Raw genomic sequence first — 22,903 nt, 5'->3', positions numbered from 1 at the left:
AATCTTATAATATTACTGCTTTGTCACTTTTTTACGAATCACTTCACCATCAACCACCATGCTAACGATGTAAACACCTTTATCTAGTTGCGCCACATCAACCTGCTTGTTGCCTGTGTTACTACCATATACTTTTTGGCCCGTTAACGAGTAGATTTCAACTACTCCAAGCTGACCAGTAGTTTTTATGTTTAATGTCGATTGTAATGGGTTTGGATAAATCGAAAGTTCAATAAGGTTATCATCAATACTTGTTGCTGTTTCCACAGTAATCATAACAACATAAAACTTCTTCATTCCATTTTCTGCCTCCACCAAAATACTGGCTTTTCCAGCACCTAAAGAAACATCAATGTTTCCATCAGCAACTACAGTTGCAGTCTCAACGTCTGCTTCGGTAGTCATTTGCCTAACAGTTACCGTTGATTTGTCACTTACAGTGGCTAGTGCAGAAAAATTAACCACTTGCGTTCCGGATGGAACGCTTAAAGTATAATCACTAACATCAGCACTAAAAGCAGGACTTAAGGTTCCAACAGAATTTGTCATACTACTTAATGTAGCGTCTTTATTACCATTTAATAGTTTAATATAATCAATTTCAACTGTACCTGCAGTCGTAGGCTCAGATAATAAGCTAGGCCCCATAAATGATATACTTTCTATTATTCCATTCCAATATTCATGCCCGCCTAAAGGAATCCTATAAACCTTAAATTCAGAATCATTTACACTGGTATTTGCAATCCCAATATTCCTATTTCTTCCAACTGTAGGATCCCAATATAAAATTTTCATTTGATTATCAGTAGCTCCAAATGCTGTATTGTTTTTTATCCTGATTTCAACGACATCAAGCACATCTGAATCAATACCCAATTGTTCTTTTATTAATTTAGGATAATCTCCGGATAAAGACATAACAGCATTGCCTCCAGCAACATCTACACTGCAGTGGCTTGAGGTTGTCCATCCTTCAGCATCTGTATCAGTATTAAAATTCCACTCAAAAAGAGTTTCATAATCTGCCTTTTTAGTAAAAGTAGCAGAAATACTTTTATCGGCATCCATTGTTAAAGTAGCTGGATTTGTAGCTCCACTTAAATCACCACCCCACCCTGAAAACTCATAGCCATGATATGGGATTGCTGTAATGGTTTGGTCTGAATCCTGCGGCACATCACCACTAGAAGGTGAAATTGTTCCAGGGCCAGAAACTGATGTTGTTAAACTATACGTATCTATTCTTACTCCGAAAAACAAATCATCGACCACGAAAGTTTGAGCTCCGGAAGCCTCAACAGTTTGAGCCTGAACTACAAACTTATTAATATTCACAGTTGCATCCAAGCTAACAGTCTTACTAAATTGCTCCCAGGTATCGGATTCCTTAAATGCAGTACCAATCACCGTTGTCATACTACCATCTGTGAATACCACTTTAAATTTTGCCTGTTGGCCGACTACTCCTTTTGCCCAAAAAGACAGTTCGTAATCTCCACTTACTAATTCGGTTAATCCGTCCGTTACATACTGCACACCTTTATTTGCAATTCCCTCAATTTGGTAGGCATTAGTTGAACCATCATGACCTGGGGAAACAATTTTCCTACTAATGCCACCACTATTGATCCAACCAGCATCCCCTCCTTCGAAATCAGGATTCGGCACATAATTTTGCGCATATATATTAACGGATAATGCGACAATAAAAAGAGTAAACAATTTTTTCATAACTAAACAGATTTAATAATTAACAACCCAAAAGTATGGTTTTGATAAGCTTTTTGGGTTGAAATAACGTTCTGTAATGGTGGGCAAATAGTTCATTCACTGATGCAGAACGATTTAATCATCTATAACGAACGATTTATAAAACACGTCAACAAACAAATGTGCCTACGTTTACATTGGAAACAATCTGTTCAAAAAAAACTATGCAAAAATCTATCTACCTCATAATTTGTCTTATTTTATCATCCTTATCGATGCAAGGTTATGCACAAAACCCTCGTCAGTTTTTTCAGGATACCTGGAAAGAAAAACACTACATCACACCAAGTTCATATACCAATAGCACACTCCCAACTACTTCGGGAGATGCTAGGGTTACTTTTAACACCAATTTGGTTTTAAACAAAGTATTACCCACTCACCTGGGTGTGAATACCACCTTTAGAAACGGCAATACCCAATTAGACCGCACTCAGCTATATACCAATGCTGGCATTGGTTCTATGCGTTACCCTGCCGGCAGTGGGTCCAATATCTATTTTTACGATGGTAACACACCCACAGAAACACGGGTAGAGTTTAATCCGATTGATGGCACCCTCAGCAAACACAACAGCATGCCACCAGAGATGTTTGTCCAGTTTAAGAAGAATGCCAATAGTGAAGCCACCGTGGTAGTCAACTATTTTTATGCGCGTTATGGTATCACCACCGAAGGAACACGTGAAGCCAGAGTACAACAAGCAGCCGATTATGCCGCTGGTTTTGTTCGTAGGCTAAATATTGAGCTGGATGCCGGTATTAAATACTGGGAAATTGGTAACGAATGCTACGGAGCCTGGGAAGAGGGCTACGAAATAGATGGTGTGGTAACAACAGGGCAAGAATATGGCGAAGACTTTTGTGTGTTTGCTGAAGCGATGAAGGCCGTTGATGCATCCATTAAAGTAGGTGCTGTAGTCACTCGCGAAGATGACGACTGGAACAGTGGCTTGCTACCTGAAGTGAAAGACCATGCCGACTTTTTGGTGGTTCATAATTATTTTACAAGTGTGAAAGATGCCACAGCAGAAAATATACTGGCCAGTGTGCCCCAGGTAGAAAGTGTACACACCACCTTACTGGATTGCATTGAGAAATACACCGGTAAACCACGTGACTATTACCCGGTGGCCATGACCGAGTTTAACTCACGTGGCCCCATGAACTGCACCATGGTCAATGGACTATTTGTGACACAGGTATTGGCCGAAGCCATTAAAAACGGCTATGGCATGGTTGATCTGTGGGTGTCGGAATGGAACTGGAGCGAATCAGCACAAGAGAGCAAAGGCTTTCTTGCAAAAGCTGATCCTCAGCAGGCCGACTATACGCCGCGCCAGAGTTACATGCCCTATCAATACATCAATAGCCACTTTGGTGATCAGATGATTGAGGCGTCATCCAACAATGCCCACATTAAAACCTATGCTTCCACTTTCAGCAGTGGTGAGGTGGGCTTGATCATCATCAACACCGATGCCAATGCCCATACCGTAAATATTGACTTATCGACTTTTGCAACGGAAGAAGCGGACATGTACTGGCACGAACTACATGCCAACAGCCTTGAAGCCGGTGACCATAAGTTTTACATCAATGGCGAAACAGGCACAAGCACAGGAGGTGGCCCGAATAACTATGCCAGTATTGCACCTTTTAAAGCGCAGCTAAAGAGTGAAAACACTTTTGAAGCCAAAAAATACAGTGTTAACTTTTTGGTATTAAAGCCAAAAGTGACAGTACCGCGTCGTAATGTGTTGATGATTGCCGTGGATGATTTGCGTCCCGTTCTCAACTGCTATGGCGAATCACAGATTCACTCTCCCAATATTGATCGTTTGGCAGAGCAAGGTGTCGTATTCACCAAAGCCTACTGCCAGTGGGCAGTGTGTGGTCCATCGCGTGCCAGCATCATGAGCGGACTCACACCTGATGGGACTGGCATTCGTAATTTATCTTCTCAATTAAGAACAGAGAACCCTGAAGTGCTTACTTTGCCCGAATATTTTTTAAACAATGGCTACACCACTGCCGGTGCTGGTAAAATTTACGACCCGCGTAATGTGGATGATAAACACGATGCCTATAGCTGGACCATTCCATATACCAACCCTTCGGACTATACTTACCCGACTGAGTACGGTCCTTTTGTACAAGGCAGTAACTACCGGGTAGCAGCCAATATGGCCACAGAACAAGGGCCGGCAGGTGTTGATGACGATGGTTATACCGACGGACAAATCGCCCTTGATGCCCTGGGTAAATTAGATGCTTTGGCAAGCGAGTCAGAGAATTTCTTTTTAGCGGTTGGTTTTAAAAAACCCCACATCCCCTTTGTGGCTCCAAAAAAATATTGGGATCTGTACGATCGTGCCTCACTCGATTTGGCAGAGTTTCAGAAGATGGCTACAGGTAGTCCTGATTATGCTTATAACACACCAGAACCTATGAGTTATGATGATGTGGATGATGTATGGACACACAACGACCCTACTTTGGGCGATGGCATACTAACACCTGATGATCAGCGTGAATTACTGCACGGCTACTACGCTTGTGTTTCCTACATAGATGCACAAGTGGGTAAACTACTGAATAAATTAGAGGAAAGGAGCCTAAGCGAAAACACAGTGGTGTTGCTATTTGGCGATCATGGTTATCATTTGGGTGATCATAACCAGTGGGGCAAACACACGCAGTTTGAAAATTCGGTGAGAGCACCTCTAATCATCTCTTCACCCGATGGTAGCACTGGCATAAATAATACACCGGTAGAATTTACCGATATTTACCCTACCCTGTGCGATTTGGCCGGATTGGATGTACCACAAAATACTTTACAAGGCGAAAGTCTGTCGCCGGCCTTGCGTGGTGAGGAACTTAGCAAAAACATGGCCGTTAGTGAATACCGTAAGGGCGGTGGAGCCAGTTACTCATTCAGGACTGATCGATACCGCATGACCCTGTGGATGCATAGCAGCAACGATCGTACCGACCTGATTGACTGGGATGAATCGCGTATTAAACTGATAGAACTATATGATTACGAAACCGACCCGCTAGAAACAATCAACCGGGCCAGTGATCAGGCCTACAGCACAGTTATTGATGAACTAAAATTAAAAGCTGCCGATTGGTGGAGTCAGCAATATTCATTTTTAAATGAACTACCTACCAGTCAATTAGGCATTCCGTATATTGAGCATTTCGAAAATTATCAGATAAATGATGCTTTCCAGGGTGATTATTGGCTGCATGCTGAATCCATGTGGAACCGACTATGGAAATCGGATTACCTCAATAGTTTTACGGCCCAGGTAGTAGACGACAGCCCCAACAATGGTAGCCAGGCACTGGAAATCACCTTTAACGCTAAAGAAACAAGTGAAGGTGGCAACCTTGTTAAACTCAGAACCATTGACATGTCGGGTTTCGGAGGTCAGGATTTTATTGTATCCTATAAAGCACGAACCAATAGCAGTGGTCAAAATATGCTATCCATTGGCAGTATTAATAATCCATCAAAATACAATGCCCTCAGCACCGAGTACACCGAGTTTTTCGACACTGTCGTACTCAGTAACAACCGCTTGTTTATTTACTTCAACAACCTGGCTGTGCAGAAAAATACGGAATACAAAATATGGATTGATGATTTGAAAATATCCCGATCAACAGCTACCATTGTAGATGCTATTGATGATGCACCGATGAACGCCATTAGTGTTTACCCCAATCCGGCTAAAAGCACCTTGTATTTTAAAGGCGTTGAGCTGCTTGATTCATCACGCATCTATACTATTAACGGGCAAATAATTAAGCACATCACTAAGCAGCACTCATCCATTGACATTGGATCACTGGCAAAAGGTGTATATTACATCGAAATACAAAGTCAAGGACAAAAGACAATACTCAAATTTATTAAAGCATAAATAATGTTTACATCACTCTACAAATTTCTGACAGTCTGTTTTTTCTTATGCTTCATTCTACAGCAGGCATCAGCTCAAAAGCCATATAATATTCTTTGGCTGAGCTGTGAAGACATCGGTCCGGTACTGGGGGCCTATGGTAGCGAAGGCATTGAAACGCCCAACATTGACCGCTTGGCACATGAAGGTGTTTTATTTAAAAATGCCTATGCCACGGTGGGTGTTTGTGCGCCAAGTCGTGCCTCTATTATAACCGGCATGTACCCCGTAAGTATTGGTGCACAGCACATGCGAACAGGTAATCATTGGGGTTTTAAAACACCTGAAGAGGAGAGCTATAAAAGAATTATTAAAGTAAAAGATAAAACAGGCCGTAATGTGCCCGAATATTCGGTTGTGCCACCGGCAGAGGTGCGCTGCTTTAGCGAATACATGCGTGAAGCAGGTTACTACTGCACCAACAACGCCAAATGCGATTACCAGTTTAATTGTCCCATAACTGCCTGGGATGAGGTAGGCAGCCAGGCGCATTATAAAAACCGGGAACAAGATCAGCCATTCTTTGCGGTGTTTAACCATGGCGTGAGTCATGAATCGCAAATATGGAAGCGCCAAAACGAACCCATTACTGTAGACACAGCACAAATACACATACCCGCTTACTTTGCCAACATTCCGCTTGTGAGACGCGATGTGGGGCGAAAGTACTCCAACATCGAAACTCTGGATCAGGAAATTGGCGTGTGGCTAAAAAAGCTTGAGGACGAAGACTTGCTTGATAATACCATCATATTTTTCTGGAGCGATCATGGCGGACCACTGTTACGTCAGAAACGCGCCGTTGGCAATTCAGGTTTACAGGTGCCTTTAATCGTTCGTTTCCCCGATAAGAGAATGGCTGGCACCGAAGTAAAGGACATCGTTTCGCTGATGGATTTAGGACCCACCGTTATGTCGCTGGCAGGTATTGAAACACCGGATCACATGCAAGGACAAGCCTTTTTGGGAAAGCACAAAGCACCAACAGCACGCTCCTATAACTTTGGTAGCGCCGATCGTTTTGATGAACACACACAGATGAGTCGTTCGGTGATTGATGGGCGCTATGTTTATATTCGTAATTACCTGCTTAATCAGCCCTATACCTATCCACTCTTTTACCGTGAACAGATAGAGATGACGCAAGAGCTGATAAAGATGAATACCGCCGGCGAGTTACAAGGTGATGCGCAATACATTTTTCAGAATAGCTTACCCTATGAGGAGTTGTATGATCTGGAAAATGACCCCGATGAAGTAAATAATTTAGCCCAAAGCCCAGAGCACAAAAACAAACTGATTGAACTGAGAAATGCATTGTACCAATGGCAGCTGGCCATAAACGATAAGGGTTTTATACCAGAACACGATCTGGTGAACATGATGTGGCCAGGAGGTGTACAACCAGCCACGCTGCCTGTTACCTATAGCAAAGAGGGCAAGAATCTGGCCTTACACTCTGGTACACAAGGTGCCTCAATCGCTTATCAAATGGGTGCAAACATTGGATCTGATCACTGGCAATTGTATTCAAAACCGTTAAAAACAAAGAGCGGTCGAATAGTTGCTCGCGCGGTTCGAATTGGCTATAAAACATCGGATATTACTAGTTATACATATTAAGCTAGTTTAGAGAATTACAATGTAGGTAGTTAAAACCTTGGCGAGCGAACAATTAACTTAATTTGCTCAATTTTACGGGAACACATTGAATCAAATAGTCGACAGTTATATTTCTGATAAAAGAAGTACAGTTTAAATTGAACATCTTTAACAGAACAGAAGAAATAATAGTGAGCTTCTTCACCACGGAGATCAGTGAACTTTTTTTCTTTTAAATCGATGCCAAAATAATCCTCCAGGTACAACACAAACGAATTGATGGAGGTATTTATCCGAATAGCTTTGTCAGAAGGTGTTACTGACTGATGTACAGAATTATCAACAGACCATTCCCAAATAAGCGAGCTAACACGTGGTTGAACATCATTGGTCACAATGGGTGTAATTTTTCCCTTGTATCCATCCACTTGAGTAAACATTGGCTTCAGTACTTTTCCCTGCTTATCAATTGTTGATAAGAGATCGGAGTGCGTATCTAATATCTCTCCAATTGAAAACTGTCCCAATTGTTGTGCTTTTAAAGGTGTAACAGACTGAAATGAAAAGCACAATAATATACCCTTAAAAAAAATGCTTAAACGTAAAATTATCATCTACAACACCATTAGTTAAACATAGAATAATTTTGCGTACGCTCAACAGCCACTAATAATGGTTCTAGCTGCCTGCCATTATCTGGGTAATTTTTCGGCACCCTACTTTGGGTAAATGACTGATCAGCTCCGCAAAAGCAGATTCTACTGCCTAACAACATTAATTGTAAAATTGCCTTCGACAAAATGGTAACTTCAGTAAGAATATACTCTTTCAATATCTTTATATTCATAATAAACACGATTACAAACGACAGATTCAAGAGCTTGGTTATTGAATAGGCAAAACTATTAAATGACTTATTACCAAAAAAAAGATAAAGGACGAAAACGGATTTATGAGGTATGAAGCGGTTAAAAAGAATGAAGATCCATTATACGGCATTAGTTTTTGCCATTTCATTCTTCGATTTAAACAATAGTAATTGCCATTCAATTAAGCATCGCCAGTCATCGGCATAATCAACTTCGAAAGAACGCTCTTTAAGTGGACTTTTAATAATGATACCTTTAGGAATAAAGTTGGCCGTTTTAAGAATCATTACACTTTCTATTTTTGACAGAACGATATTAAACCCAGCTTCCTTAGCAGAGTTGGATATTTTTGGCAAAAAAACAATACGCTGATTGGTTAAATAAAGTTTACCCATCTGATTATTGAAATTAGCCATTCCATCAATAATTATTGCCTCATTTTTTTTTACAATAAGGTTAGTGCCAGCAAACTGTTGCTTTAATCTAGCTACTCTAAAGTGCATAATTATCCCGCTTAAAAGCGAGCATATCAAACCAATTAAAATGGCCAAGTATACTGTATCTAGTTGAGCTCTAAATCCGAAAACAACTAATAGTAAATAGGCCATTATCATGAAAAAACTTCCCAAGATAAGGGTTAGCAAAATATTCTGATTATTCATAAACTTGGATTTGAGGGTAAACACCAGAGGAGATTTTACTCCTCTGGTGTACATTAGAAACTAACCACCTTTATTTATTAACCACTATTTTAACAGTTGCTTTCATTTGACCATTAAGGCTATATCGGCAGAAGTAAACACCATTCGATAGCTTTGAAACGTTTATTTCTTCTCCAAAAACACCTTCTTGTCGATCGCCAACCAAGCTTGTAGCACACTTCACACCTCTGAGGTCAAAAATATCCAATACAACCTCACCTTCCTCCTGTACATCAAACCATACCTTAGCCTGAGGGTTTACAAGCGGATTGGGCGTAACAATAAGCAAGTCATCCATTTTCTCAGGTGCATGCCCTATAAAATCAGGACTTCCATCCACAGCATCTGGATCATTAATGATAACAACATATACACCATACACCACAAATCCACCTTCTTTACCGTCATCGGCAGCAAAAGCTAAAAACCCAGTTCCTTCTTGCAAGGGATTAATGGTTATAAAACGCTCACCCAATGCCAAATCAACAATCTCAGGCGTATAATTACCTGCTAATATCTGCAAGGCATCACCATCAGGATCGGTAAATAACTCATTACCATCGATCGTATATCCTTGCTTTGGATCGGCCATGTTTAAATAGATAATACCTAAATCAGGATCTAATATTGGTGCACGGTTCTTATCTAAGACCTCAATTAACACACTGTCGCGCGTGGTATTGCCAGCAACATCGCTAATATTAACATGGTAGGTATACAAACCTTGGCCATCATAGTCTGTTCTTAGCTTTAACTGTATAGAATGATTATTCAATGTCGTCATCTCCAACTCAGGATTATCATTGTTCTCTTCTAGGTCAAACGATAAAGCTTCACCTTCGGGGTCGGATGCCATCATATTAACGACTAACTCATCCCACTCTCTCACTTGCAAGGTATCCACTTCCTGATTTGGATGATAAACAACTTCGGGAGCACCATTCACATTAATAGTGATATCGACCTGATCATTAGCACGATTAACATCATTAGACTTAACAATTAGTTTGGCTTTGTGCTTCCCAGGACCTGATAAATTAGCATCAAATGTAGCAGTAATACCAACGCTTTCACCTTGAGCTGCTTCTCCTGAGTACTGATCTAATTCAATCCACTGGTTTTTACCTGCTGCGGTTAAAGGTCGAACTTTGTAGATGGAATTATCCCAGGATTCATTTGCTGTAGAATACCATTTATATATACCGTCGGCCCAGTAAACACCCACGTATGTTTGTTCCTGTAACTGCTGATTAGTGTTTACATCATAACCAATAAAGCTTTTGTCAATAGGCGGTGCCACCATCACATAAAACCGTTCTCCCGCAGGAATACTAACTGGCTCAGCTAATGGATATACAACCCACTGTCCTTCTGTTTGTTGATCAAGCAAATAGTTTTGCTCATACACCTTTGTTCCTGTTTGAGGCACATCGTTCTTATTCTCTTCCGTTGCTTCATCTCCTCCTACATAAATCATCACATTTACATATTGATCAAGCTGTTTTAAATAAGTCCAGGCTTTAACATGTGTGATAAAGAATCCTCCTTCGGGAGCAACAAACTCATTACAGAATGAAAGAATTGCTCCTCCTGCAATAGGCGTAAACAAACCGTCGGCCGTATTTTTAGTATCAATGGCCATGGAATCAACAACATTTGGCAAGTCAAAAGTATAATTACCTACCTCATCAATAATGGCAGAACCTCCATTGTTATTACTCGATGGCACCACAGCTGGTACAAGCTCGAAATTCAAGGTTGTTTCGCCTAAATTTTCAACTTCAAAACTATAGCTACCGCCTTCTGATGCGTTAAGATTAAAGGTTTGATGCGTTGCTGTCCAGTCAAACACTGGCGATTCAACCACTTCAATATCAACACCCATGCTCACCACACCAAAGTCTCCTTCAATATTCACCTGACCATCAACATTGGCAAATTCATCAACCAAAACAATTAGTTCAAACTGTTTAACTTCCCAAGGTTTAATTTCAATTGGATTAATTAATTTACCTGTACTAGCAATGCTTACCTGATCACCATTTTCATCGACCAATGCAATTTCGGCCAGCTGGTTAGTTTTAATGTAGGTAATAGTTGCGATATCAGAACCTGTATTGGTCATTTCAAAACCATCTCTAACCGTTACATCTTTCTTGTAAACAACTTCATTCCAAGACAATTGCTCGGTAACACTAACCTTTGGTTTTCCTGCAAAATTAATTAAGACAGGTATATCTAACTCTGACTGAGCTGAACTGTTGCTCAATAAAGTCACCGTATCACGGTACGAACCACTTTTATAAAACCGATTACCATCAACAAGCATGTTAAAATCAGAACTCACTCCACTGTTCAAACTTGATTTTAAGGGAGGAGCAATCATCATGCTTCTTTCATCTTCAAGATCTGTCCATGGCAAAATCCATGTTTTCGGCTTATTAAGCACTTCCGATTCATCAGGACTCTCTAATCCATATTGCTGTAGACCTTCGAAATATTGTAAACTGTTATAATGAAAATAAATACGTCCATCGGCCAAGAGTTCTAACTGAAAAGATATATTACCACCAGAACCACTGCCTTCCTCTCCGCGGTAGTTGTTCCATTCAATAACTACCCGATCTTCGTGAGTTTTCAACATTACACCTTCTCCTTCATTAGCCGCCACTAATGGGCTCCAAAAAGGAGCTATCATACCCGCTAAACCATCATTGACCTCAAATTCTAAGGAAAAAGGCTCGCCGCTTGGTTCAAAAACTGTCACATAACCATTTTTTGATATCCAAATAGAATCATATACTTCGCCATAAAAAGGAAAATCAAAAGGTAACTCTATGGCATGTTGCTTTCCACTTTTAATGTCCAGCACATCACCATCGTTAATAATAGATTCCCACTTGTAAAAGACACTTATTGAATCAGTGGCCCAGGTATACCCATACAAACCATCCTTTTTAACGCTATTTTCTTTCGATCCATTAATGGTGGTTTGGTGATACACACCGGCATAATGACTATTGACATAACTGTACTCCAGGTTAGCACCTGAAGCAGATGCTGTGAGTGAGAATGGTAATTCACTTACTTCACCCGCCATCACATTCAAGGTAATATCTGAAGGTATGGTGTGAGTATACTGAGGGTCTACCTGCCCTTTAGCTTCTAAACGAACACTTTCACTTGCTCCATTGCTATAAACCAATGTCACTGTACTTGTTGCATCACCAACTACAGTCGGTTCGAAGATAACTGGCAACAACTCATGCGCCATCGGCTGAATAGCGAACGGCAATGAAACACTACTTGAAAATGCATTATTGCTGAAAGTTATACTCGTCACTTGCCCCTTATCACTACCCGTATTATCCACTTTTAATAATTGCTGACTCGCATGGCCCAGGTTTGTTGTTTCAAACCTTAATGTGTCAACTGCCTCAAAGGCTTCAAGTCCTGTAATATTAATAGTGAATGGTAGTTGCACCTGACCCGTTGCTGTATTTGCATTAATCACAAGCGTATTCTCATATGAACCTGCATAAACATCATACATGCTCGGATCAATCGATAGTTGAACCGTTGTTGATTCATTCGCTTCCAAATAAGCTTTTTCGGGCGTTGAGTTCAATATCATGGAAGCGTCGCTCCTTGGCTCAAAACGCACAACTAAACCATCGTAAACATCCTTACCTGTTTCATCCAGATTTTTATAAACCACATAATCTTCAGATGTAAAGCCATGCAAGGCAACAACATATTTCATATCGGGAGTTAAGGCACTTACATCTTTATAACGATACTCAACAGTACCATCGCGATACAACACCACCTGATAAGTCATTTCATCTGTTTCGGCATTAGGGTCTCCTGCAATTCGTTCATGTACCGTTATTGTAAAAATGTTTCGGTCACCATACGAATAGAATATAAACTCCTTAATAGGAAAGTATGTACTGCTATCACTAAATAATAAAGGCGCCATGGCACCCAAACCAACAGAACTTGGGTATTCGGCAGGAAGCTGAACTCCATTTTCCCAGGTTTCGTAAAAATAGATAACACCTTCAAAACCGTGCCATGCTGTTTCCATCACTTCATTAAAAAATGGCACTCGGCTTCCTAATTGAAGCGTATCTTCCCAAACAGATATTTCGTCGTATACGGCACCAATTTCTGAAATGTCTTCCCAAGTACCGGCAACAGGCCCACCAACATCTTCAGATGTTATCAACTGATATGACAAGGCATCAGGCATAGTTGCCTTAGCTTTATTCAGCATTGAATAATGAGACAAATCAAATTCCAAATCAGAACCTATACCATTATTTGTTACATCAAGGCTTATCGTTCCTGTTTCACCATAGGCCAAATCCAAAACAGCATTACTAATAGAGGCATCCATACCTGCAGGTGCTGTGCTATTCATTTTAACAGGAATACCAATGATTCCATGATTAGTCTTTAGCCTAATCTTGGTTTCTAAGACTCCCAAATGAGTTGGCGTATAGGTAAAAGGCACTTCATCAGTATAATCAACGTACACAGTAACGGTATCTGTAAAATCCTTTGCAAAACCAGTGGCATCGGAAAAGATATCATACACTTCAAGATTAGCAAGTCCCAAGTTCTTAAGTTCGAGTACATGCTTATCTTCGATATTCTGAAGTACTTTAAAATCATGTACAGTCATCGTATCTACTGAAGCCGCTTGACCGCTAACATTCACATTCACTTCCATTGACACGTAGGCTTTATCCATATCATTGGTAAGCAAAGTAACCGATGCCAGGTGTTTACCTTCTGAAAGGTTGGTTGCATCAATGTGCACCTCTACATCCTGTGAATCTCCGGCTTCTACCTCTCCATTACCTGGTTTAATAAAAACATATGCTCCATCATCACCTGTGCTTAAAGCACGTACAAGTGGAATAAAGGGGCCATCCCTCCACGTTTGCAAATCAAAATACGAACGCCCATTATCTTTTGACATCAAAAATACACTTGGATAAAAGGTATCAACAGCCAAACCAAGTGGCATCTCATCCTCCTTTGGAAAATGCAATATTACCCAAAAAACTTCTCCATCTTCAAAACGCTGTGGTTGATAAAGCGGAATACGCTGAAAGCCGAATACCTCTGTAGTATCTGAATAGTACTCTTGCAAATAAACCAATTCAGCTTCCTCAATTCTTGTAGAACCTTTACGAAGCTCAACGATAATTGGCTTTTCATTGGTATTGGTATACATGGCCACCTCAAGGTGGGTTAAATTGAAAGTATAATCGTAATCCACATTAAAGCGAGTAGCCTGAATCAAGCCTGCATTCGTATTGTAAGTACTTAACAAGGAAGCAGCATCTTTCCCGTTCTCATACGACATACCTGAGGTAAAAACAGTCTTGTCATAATCCCAATAATCAGTCGGTTTCGTAACAATTTCACCCGACTTTAGAGTCAACACTTGCGTTTGAGGGTTAACAGGCACCTCAAACAGCTGAGGGTTACTCTCGGCATAATTTAATTTCGCACTTAGCTCCTTTTGAATACTGGTGGTTGGGGCTTCTTCTTCCTCCTCTTCTTCCCAATAGAAACGCTCGTTTTCAACATAATTCTCCCAATAAAGGATGCCTTCACCTACGTTTGATAGTTGTATCATTTCGCTGTAGGTGGTGCCAGTGGCCACATCTATATTAAGGTTAATCGTATTTTTAGATAGTTCAAACTGAGGCGAATCAGTCGTTGTTATATCAATAATATTTGATATCTCAGAGATATTACCAAATTGATCTTCCGATTTCATGGCAAACCAATAATCCGTATGCTTAATGAGTCCTCCAATATTAACCTGCACCTGGGTGCCTGCGTCAAATGGATTTTCAAACACAATCTGTGGCTTTAAATCAAAATTATCAGCTGTTATTTCAGAACCACTCAAAGCCAAATAAATGTAAGAAGGCTGAAAATTATCCGGATCAACAGGAATAGTCCATTGCAAACGCACTTCCTGATGGTAGATCTCTGTTGCTTCCAAGTCATCAATTGCTTCAGGCGGTAGCTTTTCATCGTTGGCCAAAGCATTTGGTGCATTTAGCATTCCCGAACCATATTTATTCTGATGCTCAAACACAAAACGTTTAGTCGAATTAACAACTCGGTTTCTTAATTCATCAGGCGTCATTTCATCACCACCGTACTTAGTTAATACCAGTGCGGCCACACCCGATACGTGCGGACAAGCCATGGATGTACCTTGATAAAAGCCATATTCGTTATATGGTAATGTACTTAACACACCACCTTCTTGTTCGTACCAAACCTGATCTCCACCTGGAGCGGCAATATCAGTCCACTCACCGTAGTTAGTATAAGGCGCAGCATATCCCTCTGGACCAAGCGAGGTAACGGCTACCACCTCTTCAAAAGTTGCCGGGTAATGTGTTTGCTCTAATCCATCGTTACCGGCGGCAAAAAATAAGATACCACCTTTCATAGGACTTCCTTCGTACTGACCTGCTTCGGCAATGAAATAGTTAATGGCATCGTACACCTCAGGCTCGTAGTAATTAGGAACCGTATAACCCCAAGAGTTTTGCGATATAACAGCACCATTATCGGCACCATAAACAATTGCAGCAGCAAAATTACCCGATGTTGATGAGCGATTATCAAATACCTGACAAGAAATCATACGCACGCCATTGTCCGTATATTTTTTTCCATCTTCATCAGTATGTGTCACACCACCACCCGCTACGCCGGCAACTCCTATCCCATTATTATTAACGGCACCTACTGTACCAGCTACATGCGTTCCATGCCCATGAGGTGTCACTTGTCCTGAAAATACAAAGTTATACCCGTTAATATCATCAACATATCCGTTCTGGTCATCATCAACGCCATCTTCTCCATTAAGCTCAGCCTCATTAATCCAAATATGTTTTGAGAGATCTTCGTGATTAACATCTATACCACCATCAACAATGGCGACAATTACACTAGAGTCACCAGATGAAATAGACCATGCCTTTAAAAGCTCTATGTCTTTACCATTTTCATACTTCTCCAGGTTTGTTTCGTAATGCCACTGTTGACCAAACAAAGGATCATTGGGTGCTTCAAACTCTTCGTTCGTACTTTTTAATACAGACTGTTGAACAGGAGCTTCGTTTATGAGCTGAAGCTTACCTGCTTTGTATTTTACTGGCTCCTGATCTCCATCTAAACGTACCTTTTTAAACAAAGGCTTAGCTATATCAATCTCTGCTGAATTGGCGTATAACTCAACAGCATACTCCACATCCACCTGACTATCAAACTCTACTTCTAACCAAAGATGTAAGCCGTACTCGCGGTGTTTAGCTTCATCTTTTAGCGAAAATGGGAACACGCGTTTGATACGTGTGATACCAATTTGATCACCAATACGATCAATACTCGTTACACCTATACGTGTTTCTGTTGCACTGGTAACATCCAGACTTTTTAATCCAATACTTTGCTGAAAGACTTCTTGCTTCAGTTTTAAACGTATTTTACCTTTTTCGATGTGTTCGCCTAAATTCTGTATTTGCCCTATTTGAGCAGATACACTTGATGTTAACGCGACCAACAAGATTAGGATACTATATGTATAAATTCTTCTCATCTCTACTTAGTTTATTTAGCAACTTCACGAACATACCTTACCGACATGGAGTAACTCTGGTTGACAATGACAGAACCTGGTAAATCACCCGATTCAACTACACCATAACAGCTTACTAAACCAAACTCCTCATCTACACTTGAGGTCCACCAGTAACCATTGGAATCCTGTAAATCAAAGACATTACGCAATGACGGATCCTGACTACTATACCTTTGGAAATAACCACTGTAATTAAGATCAAGGCCTGTTTCACCATCCATTTTAATCTTCGAATCGGCAAATAAAGGCCCACCTAGAGCCACTAACATATCTTCATATTCCAGAATAGTTGGTAAGCGCCATCCTTCGGGTGCAGCATAATAAGCTGCTTCATAAGAGTATAGTCGACCATAAAACTTACGATCTTCTTCGGTTTCAACAGGAGTACCGCTTTTCACTACTGAGCGATCGGAAAAACCATAATACAATGATCCTACACCTGCATCAAAAGCGTAATTATAATTTTCGGCCATCCACTCTAAACCATTGATTGTTGCAAAGCGGTATGTTTGATTATCGCGTGAGTCAGTCCAAACACCCCATTTACCACGAAATCGGATATCTACTGTATCCATTGATATTTCACCATCTAACTCAACCGTCCACTTTAACGAATAGCTTGTGTCTGCTACTCCTTCAAACAATGAATTAGCATTATCAAGGTGATGAACCTCACCTAACTCACCATCAATTATTTCCCATTGGGCACTGGCACCAGCTGGCAAAAAAGCATTGAGTGTATGAAACTTACTATCTCCAGATGTGATGATATCTAATTCATCGATACCTGCATCTGCAATAAGTTGATCCGTTACAAAAGTAAAATCGATTGACTCCTTTTTAGAACCATATATTAATGACCAGCGAATGGTATACTCTGTTTTTTCGCTACCTACAAATTGTCCTTTATTAGAATCTTCGTTGATTATCTGTCCTCCATCTCCATCAATAATTTCCCATTTACCTGCTGCACCAAACTTAGGTTTAGCAGCTTCAAGGTATAATGACCGATTATTAAAAATGGTATCTGCAGGGTAAGCCATAATCACCGGCTCCATCTTTTTAAAAGACACATCGATTAAAGCGGACTCATAATCTTTGCCTCGGCTCAACTCCCAGCCAATAACATATTTTTCACCTGGTTCACCATAAAAACTTGTTTGATGATGATTGACGTCTTCAAAGCGGCCATTTTGACCACTGTAAATGCGCCATGTACCCTCTTGACCTTCAGGCGCTGCTACTGCACCCAAAGAGACCACATAACCCTCATTTTCGATATCGATAAAACTGGGTCCTGCATCAGGATTTAAGGCAGGTAAGGCTTCATCTTTCTGGCATGCAAAGACGAAGATAGCCAGTACAATCATCGATATTTTATATAACACTTTATAATTCATTTGAAACCACATTAACAGTTTAACCAATTATTTTTAGTAACCCTCGTTCTGATGTTCTTCGTTAATCAGTGGGTTGGCATCAATTTCCGATTGAGGAATTGGAAAAGTAAGGCGGTAATAGTTGTCATCGCCAAATACAAAATCAGCATCGGCCCAATGGTCACCTTTTCGTAAAATTGGCAGGCTGCGTCGTTTGATATCATTTAAACGAAATCCTTCTCCAAATAACTCTTTACGTCGTTCAAGCAGTATTTCGTCGATTAGAGCCTGCCCTGTTGCTGAGGACTTAGATGAACGCGAAAAAACACGCTCTTGCACAGCCCACAAGGCATCTTGAGCATTCCCATAGTTACCCAATTCTGCTTCACATTCAGCTTCAATCAAGTACATCTCGGTTGCACGAATACTAATTCTTTCGGCATTACCAACTTGGTTATTATGAATGAATTTGGTTGTAAAGTGTCTTTCTGTATCAATCTCATCATCTTGATAAATGACATACTCTTTACGAGCATCTCCGGCACGGTAAAGGTTTACAAATTCGTCATTCAAACGAATCGAACTATAACCGGCAATCGGATAGTAGAACGATGGAATAGACAGATAGGTGTTATTATCGGATAAGGTATAAGCCACGGTAAATATGGTTTCTGAGGTACGGTACGAAAAGCCATAATTAACCCAATAATCCAGCGACATTAACTCCAAACCTTCGTAGGCAGCTTTTGCATGATCACGGGCTTTTTCCCACTCATGCATATCTTGATACAAGCGAGCTAGCAAAGCATTGGCACCACGCTTGTCCAGGAAACCTTCATCATAACGATTATCGGCTCTGCTTCCCTCGCCATTGTTATCTAATAAACTAACCGCAGATAATAAATCAGATTCAATTTGAGCATACACCTCGCGGTTTAAAGCTCTTGGGTAATCCTCCGAATTGGCATCCACAGGTTCTGTTACATTAATGATCGATAATGCATCAGGATTGGTATGGTATGCTGGTGCATACAGTTGGGCTAACTTTAACATAACAAGAGCCCTTAAGGCTTTCCCTTGCCCAACTAATTCGTTTTTCTGCTCTTCAGTAGCATCAGGCACTGTGTTACCATAGGCCACAAACTGGTTGGCATCATAAATAATTTTGTAGGCTGCCCACCAAGGCGAATCAACCCATGAGTAATTAGGTAATAGCTCTAATTGGTAGGCCTCTACAAACCACCCCCAATTACCAGCACCAGGCACAACCATAACATCATCACCCATTAAATCGGACATGATAGGCCAATACAAACCTTCAAAAGAATAGGTACTTAAGGCATCATATGCTCCAACCAACGCTGCATCGGCTGTAATAATTGATTTGAATACATCATCACTTGGTAGTGCAGTGGTTGGTTCTTCTGTAAGAAAGTCATCGGAGCAAGACCATTGGAGGGCTGCCATGAAAACTAGAAGAATTGGTATATATATTTTAATACTTTTCATACGATTATTATTTGCTTTCGTTTGCCAAATAGAACTCTCAAATAAATTTTTCATCAGTAACCTTTGTGTAAATTGGATACAAAAATTAATTGTTTGTTTCATCGTTCTAATAATTACAACCTAGATTCTACAAGTCCATTTTAACACCAAACGTTATCACCTTTGTGCCCGGAATAGAGTTAGATGTTGTTCCACTCAAAGCTCCTTCAGGATCAAAGCCTTTGTAATTACTTAGGGTCCATAAATTCTCGCCTGAGGCAAATATTCGAAGCCCCTGAACGCGGATTTTACTGCATATATTTTGAGGTAAATTGTAAGCTATGGAGATGTTCTTTAAACGCAAATAACTCGCATCTTCCAAATAGCGTGAAGACATTTGCTCACCATTATCGGTCCCATCAACAATGTAGCGAGGCACATCTGTATAGCGGTTGTTAGGTGTCCAGGCATTAGCTGCATCAACAGCTAAGTTATAGGCCGGATCACTACCATCGTGCATGTTTGAAGCATAATCTGAGTTATAAACCTGGCCACCAATACTGTAATAAAAATAGAAGCTAAAGTCGATGTTTTTATAAGTCAACTGATTACTTAAACCCCCAAAGAAATCAGGAATGGCAAGACCCAAACGAACCCTTTCTGCATCGCTATATTCACTTGTTACTTGTCGGCCAGAACCAAGAGGATCGGTATATGAAGTACCTGGCTCAGTTTCATTCGAACTATCATCAGATGACACATTGGTGTACCACATTGGCGTACCGTTATCTGGGTTTACGCCAGCCCACTCTCGCATATAAAACTGATACAGACTAGCACCTTCTTCGACTAGCTTAGTACCACTCTTAATTTGATCGGTGGTCATGTCCAAAATTTCATTGGTATAACTTGAAAAGTTGGCGCTTATATCGTAGGTAAAATTAGTATTACGAACAGCACTGTATGTTAATGTTGCCTCAAAACCAGAGTTGTTCATGGTTGCCAGGTTGGTTTTAATACTTGGGAAACCCTTACTGGCTGATAATGGCTTGTCGAATAGCAAATCAGCAGATTGACGGGTGTACCATTCAAAAGAAGCATCTAAACGATTGAATAAAGTGGTTTCTAAACCAAGGTTAAAAGCTGCATTCTTTTCCCACTGAATGTCCTGATTCTCTAGCTGTACAGGAGACAATCCTGGCAAGCCACTATAATTGGCGCCACTACCATACAAACCATAAGACTCATAGTTACCGATTGAACTATTACCTGATGTACCATAACTGGCTCTTAACTTAGCATAGTTAAGCCATGACAATTTGGGCATCCATTCTTCTTTGCTTAAGTGCCATCCTCCACCAAAAGAGTAGAAAAGTCCGTATTTATTGTTCTCTCCAAAACGTGAGCTACCATCACTTCGCACACTCGCACTAAGGTTGTATCTTCCTTTTATATTGAATTTTGCCTGGCTTAAATAGGAAACCATCGTCCAAGCACTAGAATAACTTACAGGCATTTCAGGTGTACCTCCCCACACTAAATCAGGCTGAAAAGGAACTGAAAAATCAGTTACACCAGCTTGCAACACATCATACTGACTACCTGTTGCTTCTTGCCCTGCCAGCACCTCTATGCTTGAATCTCCAGTTTGGCGTCTCCAACTAAAGATGTTTGAAATACTCCAATTTATATTTTCGGTACTTGCTTTTGTGCTACGTCCATTTACACCAGCTCCATTACCATGGTAAGGATTGTAATAGTTTAAGCCTTTATCTCCGCTATAGTCAATTCCTCCTGTCGTACGAAATGAAAGAGACGGTAACAACTGAAAATTAAGGTAAGCATTCGTCAAAGCTCGCTTAGTTTCATATTCATATTGATCATATTCATACAAACCAACCGGGTTAAAATCATACACGGCTTTATTATCCCAGTTGAATGTTCCATCAGGGTTATAAACAGGTGATGCGGCATTAATTATTTCAGCCGAACGAACTGGGTTTGCTCCTTCTCCACCACCTGGAGGTGCATTGGTTTCGGAGTAAGATAAGTGATTGCTCATCCCAGCTGAAATCCAATCATTTACTTTGTGCTGCACATTTAATTTGGCAGAATACCGTGTAAAGTCAGAACCTATAGTGGTTCCGCTATCATTAAAATAACCTAGTGAAAAGTAAACTTTAGTATTTTCGCTTCCTCCAGCTACATTAAGATTGTAGTTATGGATGATTCCCGTTTTGTACACTTCATCTCTCCAGTCTGTATCGGTTAGCACCTGAGTACCTGGAATAACTTTCCCATTATCATCCAAAGGATTATCAACACCAAATGGATTAAAACCAACAGTATTGGCTACGTGCTTATGAGCGTATTGCGTTGCTTCATCAAGTGACTGGCCGTCTTTGTATAAAGCCCAGTTATATAAGCCCATCCACGACTGCTCATATATTTGTGAGGAATTCATTAGCTCATAGCCATCTCCTATACGCGAAGAGACACCAACCTGACCATTAAAAGATATACTTGTTTTACCTGCTTTCCCTTTTTTGGTGGTTACCATGATAACGCCATTGGCTGCACGTGAACCATATAGTGATGCGGCAGCCGCATCTTTAAGTACCGTTAAGCTTTCAATATCGTTAGGGTTTAAATCGCTTAGTGATCCGGCCATAGGAACACCATCAACAACGTATAATGGAGAACTGCTCGCACTTAATGAACCGATACCTCGGATTCGCACGGCCGCTGTTGAACCGGGTTGTCCTGAACTACTTGTTACCTGTAATCCAGCTGTGGTTCCTTGTAAGGCTTTTTCAAATGAAGTGACCGGGCGGTCTTCAATAATTTCATTATCTACCACTTGAGCAGCACCTGTATAGGCTTCTTTAGTTGTGGTACCGTAAGCTACCACTATTACATCATCCAATTGCTCGTGTTCCGGATCTAATGCAATATCAATCTTTGTTCGGTTGTTAACAGCTTCCTTTCTCATAGACATACCTATGAAAGAATATACCAAAGTGGCATCTCCAGAGCTAACGTCTATTGTATAATACCCATCTAAATTCGTAACAGTTCCTATTTGAGTTCCATCAATAAAAACATTTACACCAGGTAAGGATTCTCCCGTTGAACTATCTGTCACGATACCTTCTACACGCAGGTTTTGCGCATAGCTTGCCAAGGTGACAATACTCAATAGAATACCGCATAATATCTTTTTCATTGCTATAATGTTTGTTGTCTTAGTAGCTTATTGACTCAATTATCTTATCAACTTATGTTTGTGTACTCGTGGCTAGTTTGGGATCAACGGTTGGAATGTTTTTTTGTGGGTAGGGCAATATAAATCAGCAATACCATGAGTTTAGATGAGCTGAAAATATTCTCAAAGCATCAAGGCATTGGTGAATATTAAAATATC

At 40.5% G+C, this 22,903-nt stretch carries 10 protein-coding genes; 2 read left to right on the top strand and 8 right to left on the bottom strand.

Annotation, left to right across the window (positions count from 1 at the left end; genetic code table 11):
- Positions 1-12: 12 nt before the first annotated feature.
- The gene (locus tag FNN09_RS03855; RefSeq protein ID WP_143300166.1) at positions 13-1,734 is read right to left on the bottom strand and encodes a T9SS type A sorting domain-containing protein; all 1,722 of its coding nucleotides are present in this window, start codon (positions 1,732-1,734) and stop codon (positions 13-15) included.
- A 203-nt stretch (positions 1,735-1,937) separates the two neighbouring features.
- On the opposite strand from FNN09_RS03855, the gene FNN09_RS03850 reads away from it, so the two are divergent.
- Together FNN09_RS03850 and FNN09_RS03845 are read left to right on the top strand one after the other, a co-directional pair.
- Positions 1,938-5,711: a sulfatase-like hydrolase/transferase gene (locus FNN09_RS03850; protein ID WP_143300165.1), complete on the top strand. Its 3,774-nt coding sequence runs from the start codon at positions 1,938-1,940 to the stop codon at positions 5,709-5,711.
- Positions 5,712-5,714: 3 nt separating this feature from the next.
- Positions 5,715-7,373, top strand: a complete 1,659-nt coding sequence (locus tag FNN09_RS03845; RefSeq protein ID WP_143300164.1) for a sulfatase — start codon at positions 5,715-5,717, stop codon at positions 7,371-7,373.
- Positions 7,374-7,402: 29 nt separating this feature from the next.
- Here FNN09_RS03845 and FNN09_RS03840 read toward each other — a convergent pair whose 3' ends face one another.
- The 7 genes from FNN09_RS03840 to FNN09_RS03810 all read right to left on the bottom strand — a co-directional run bounded on the left by FNN09_RS03840 (position 7,403) and on the right by FNN09_RS03810 (position 22,705).
- Positions 7,403-7,966 (bottom strand): hypothetical protein, encoded by a 564-nt coding sequence (locus tag FNN09_RS03840; protein WP_143300163.1) that lies wholly within the window; start codon positions 7,964-7,966, stop codon positions 7,403-7,405.
- Positions 7,967-7,977: 11 nt separating this feature from the next.
- Positions 7,978-8,199: a hypothetical protein gene (locus tag FNN09_RS03835; RefSeq protein ID WP_143300162.1), complete on the bottom strand. Its 222-nt coding sequence runs from the start codon at positions 8,197-8,199 to the stop codon at positions 7,978-7,980.
- Between the two features lie 141 nt (positions 8,200-8,340).
- A complete protein-coding gene (locus FNN09_RS03830) occupies positions 8,341-8,883 on the bottom strand; it encodes a GRAM domain-containing protein (RefSeq protein WP_185968854.1) in 543 nt (180 codons plus the stop codon).
- 70 nt (positions 8,884-8,953) lie between these two features.
- Positions 8,954-16,570 (bottom strand): S8 family serine peptidase, encoded by a 7,617-nt coding sequence (locus tag FNN09_RS03825; RefSeq protein WP_143300160.1) that lies wholly within the window; start codon positions 16,568-16,570, stop codon positions 8,954-8,956.
- A gap of 11 nt (positions 16,571-16,581) precedes the next feature.
- Positions 16,582-18,012: an FISUMP domain-containing protein gene (locus FNN09_RS03820; RefSeq protein WP_185968853.1), complete on the bottom strand. Its 1,431-nt coding sequence runs from the start codon at positions 18,010-18,012 to the stop codon at positions 16,582-16,584.
- Positions 18,013-18,045: 33 nt separating this feature from the next.
- Entirely contained in the window at positions 18,046-19,554 is a 1,509-nt protein-coding gene (locus FNN09_RS03815) for a RagB/SusD family nutrient uptake outer membrane protein (RefSeq protein ID WP_185968852.1), read from the bottom strand.
- A gap of 73 nt (positions 19,555-19,627) precedes the next feature.
- On the bottom strand, positions 19,628-22,705 hold the full coding sequence (locus tag FNN09_RS03810) for a TonB-dependent receptor (RefSeq protein ID WP_143300157.1): 3,078 nt from the start codon (positions 22,703-22,705) through the stop codon (positions 19,628-19,630).
- Positions 22,706-22,903: the final 198 nt, after the last annotated feature.

Source organism: Carboxylicivirga sp. M1479 (assembly GCF_007097485.1).
Taxonomy (GTDB): domain Bacteria; phylum Bacteroidota; class Bacteroidia; order Bacteroidales; family Marinilabiliaceae; genus Carboxylicivirga.
Note: the sequence above shows the minus strand (reverse complement) of the source record. Positions and strands in the feature narration are given on the sequence as shown.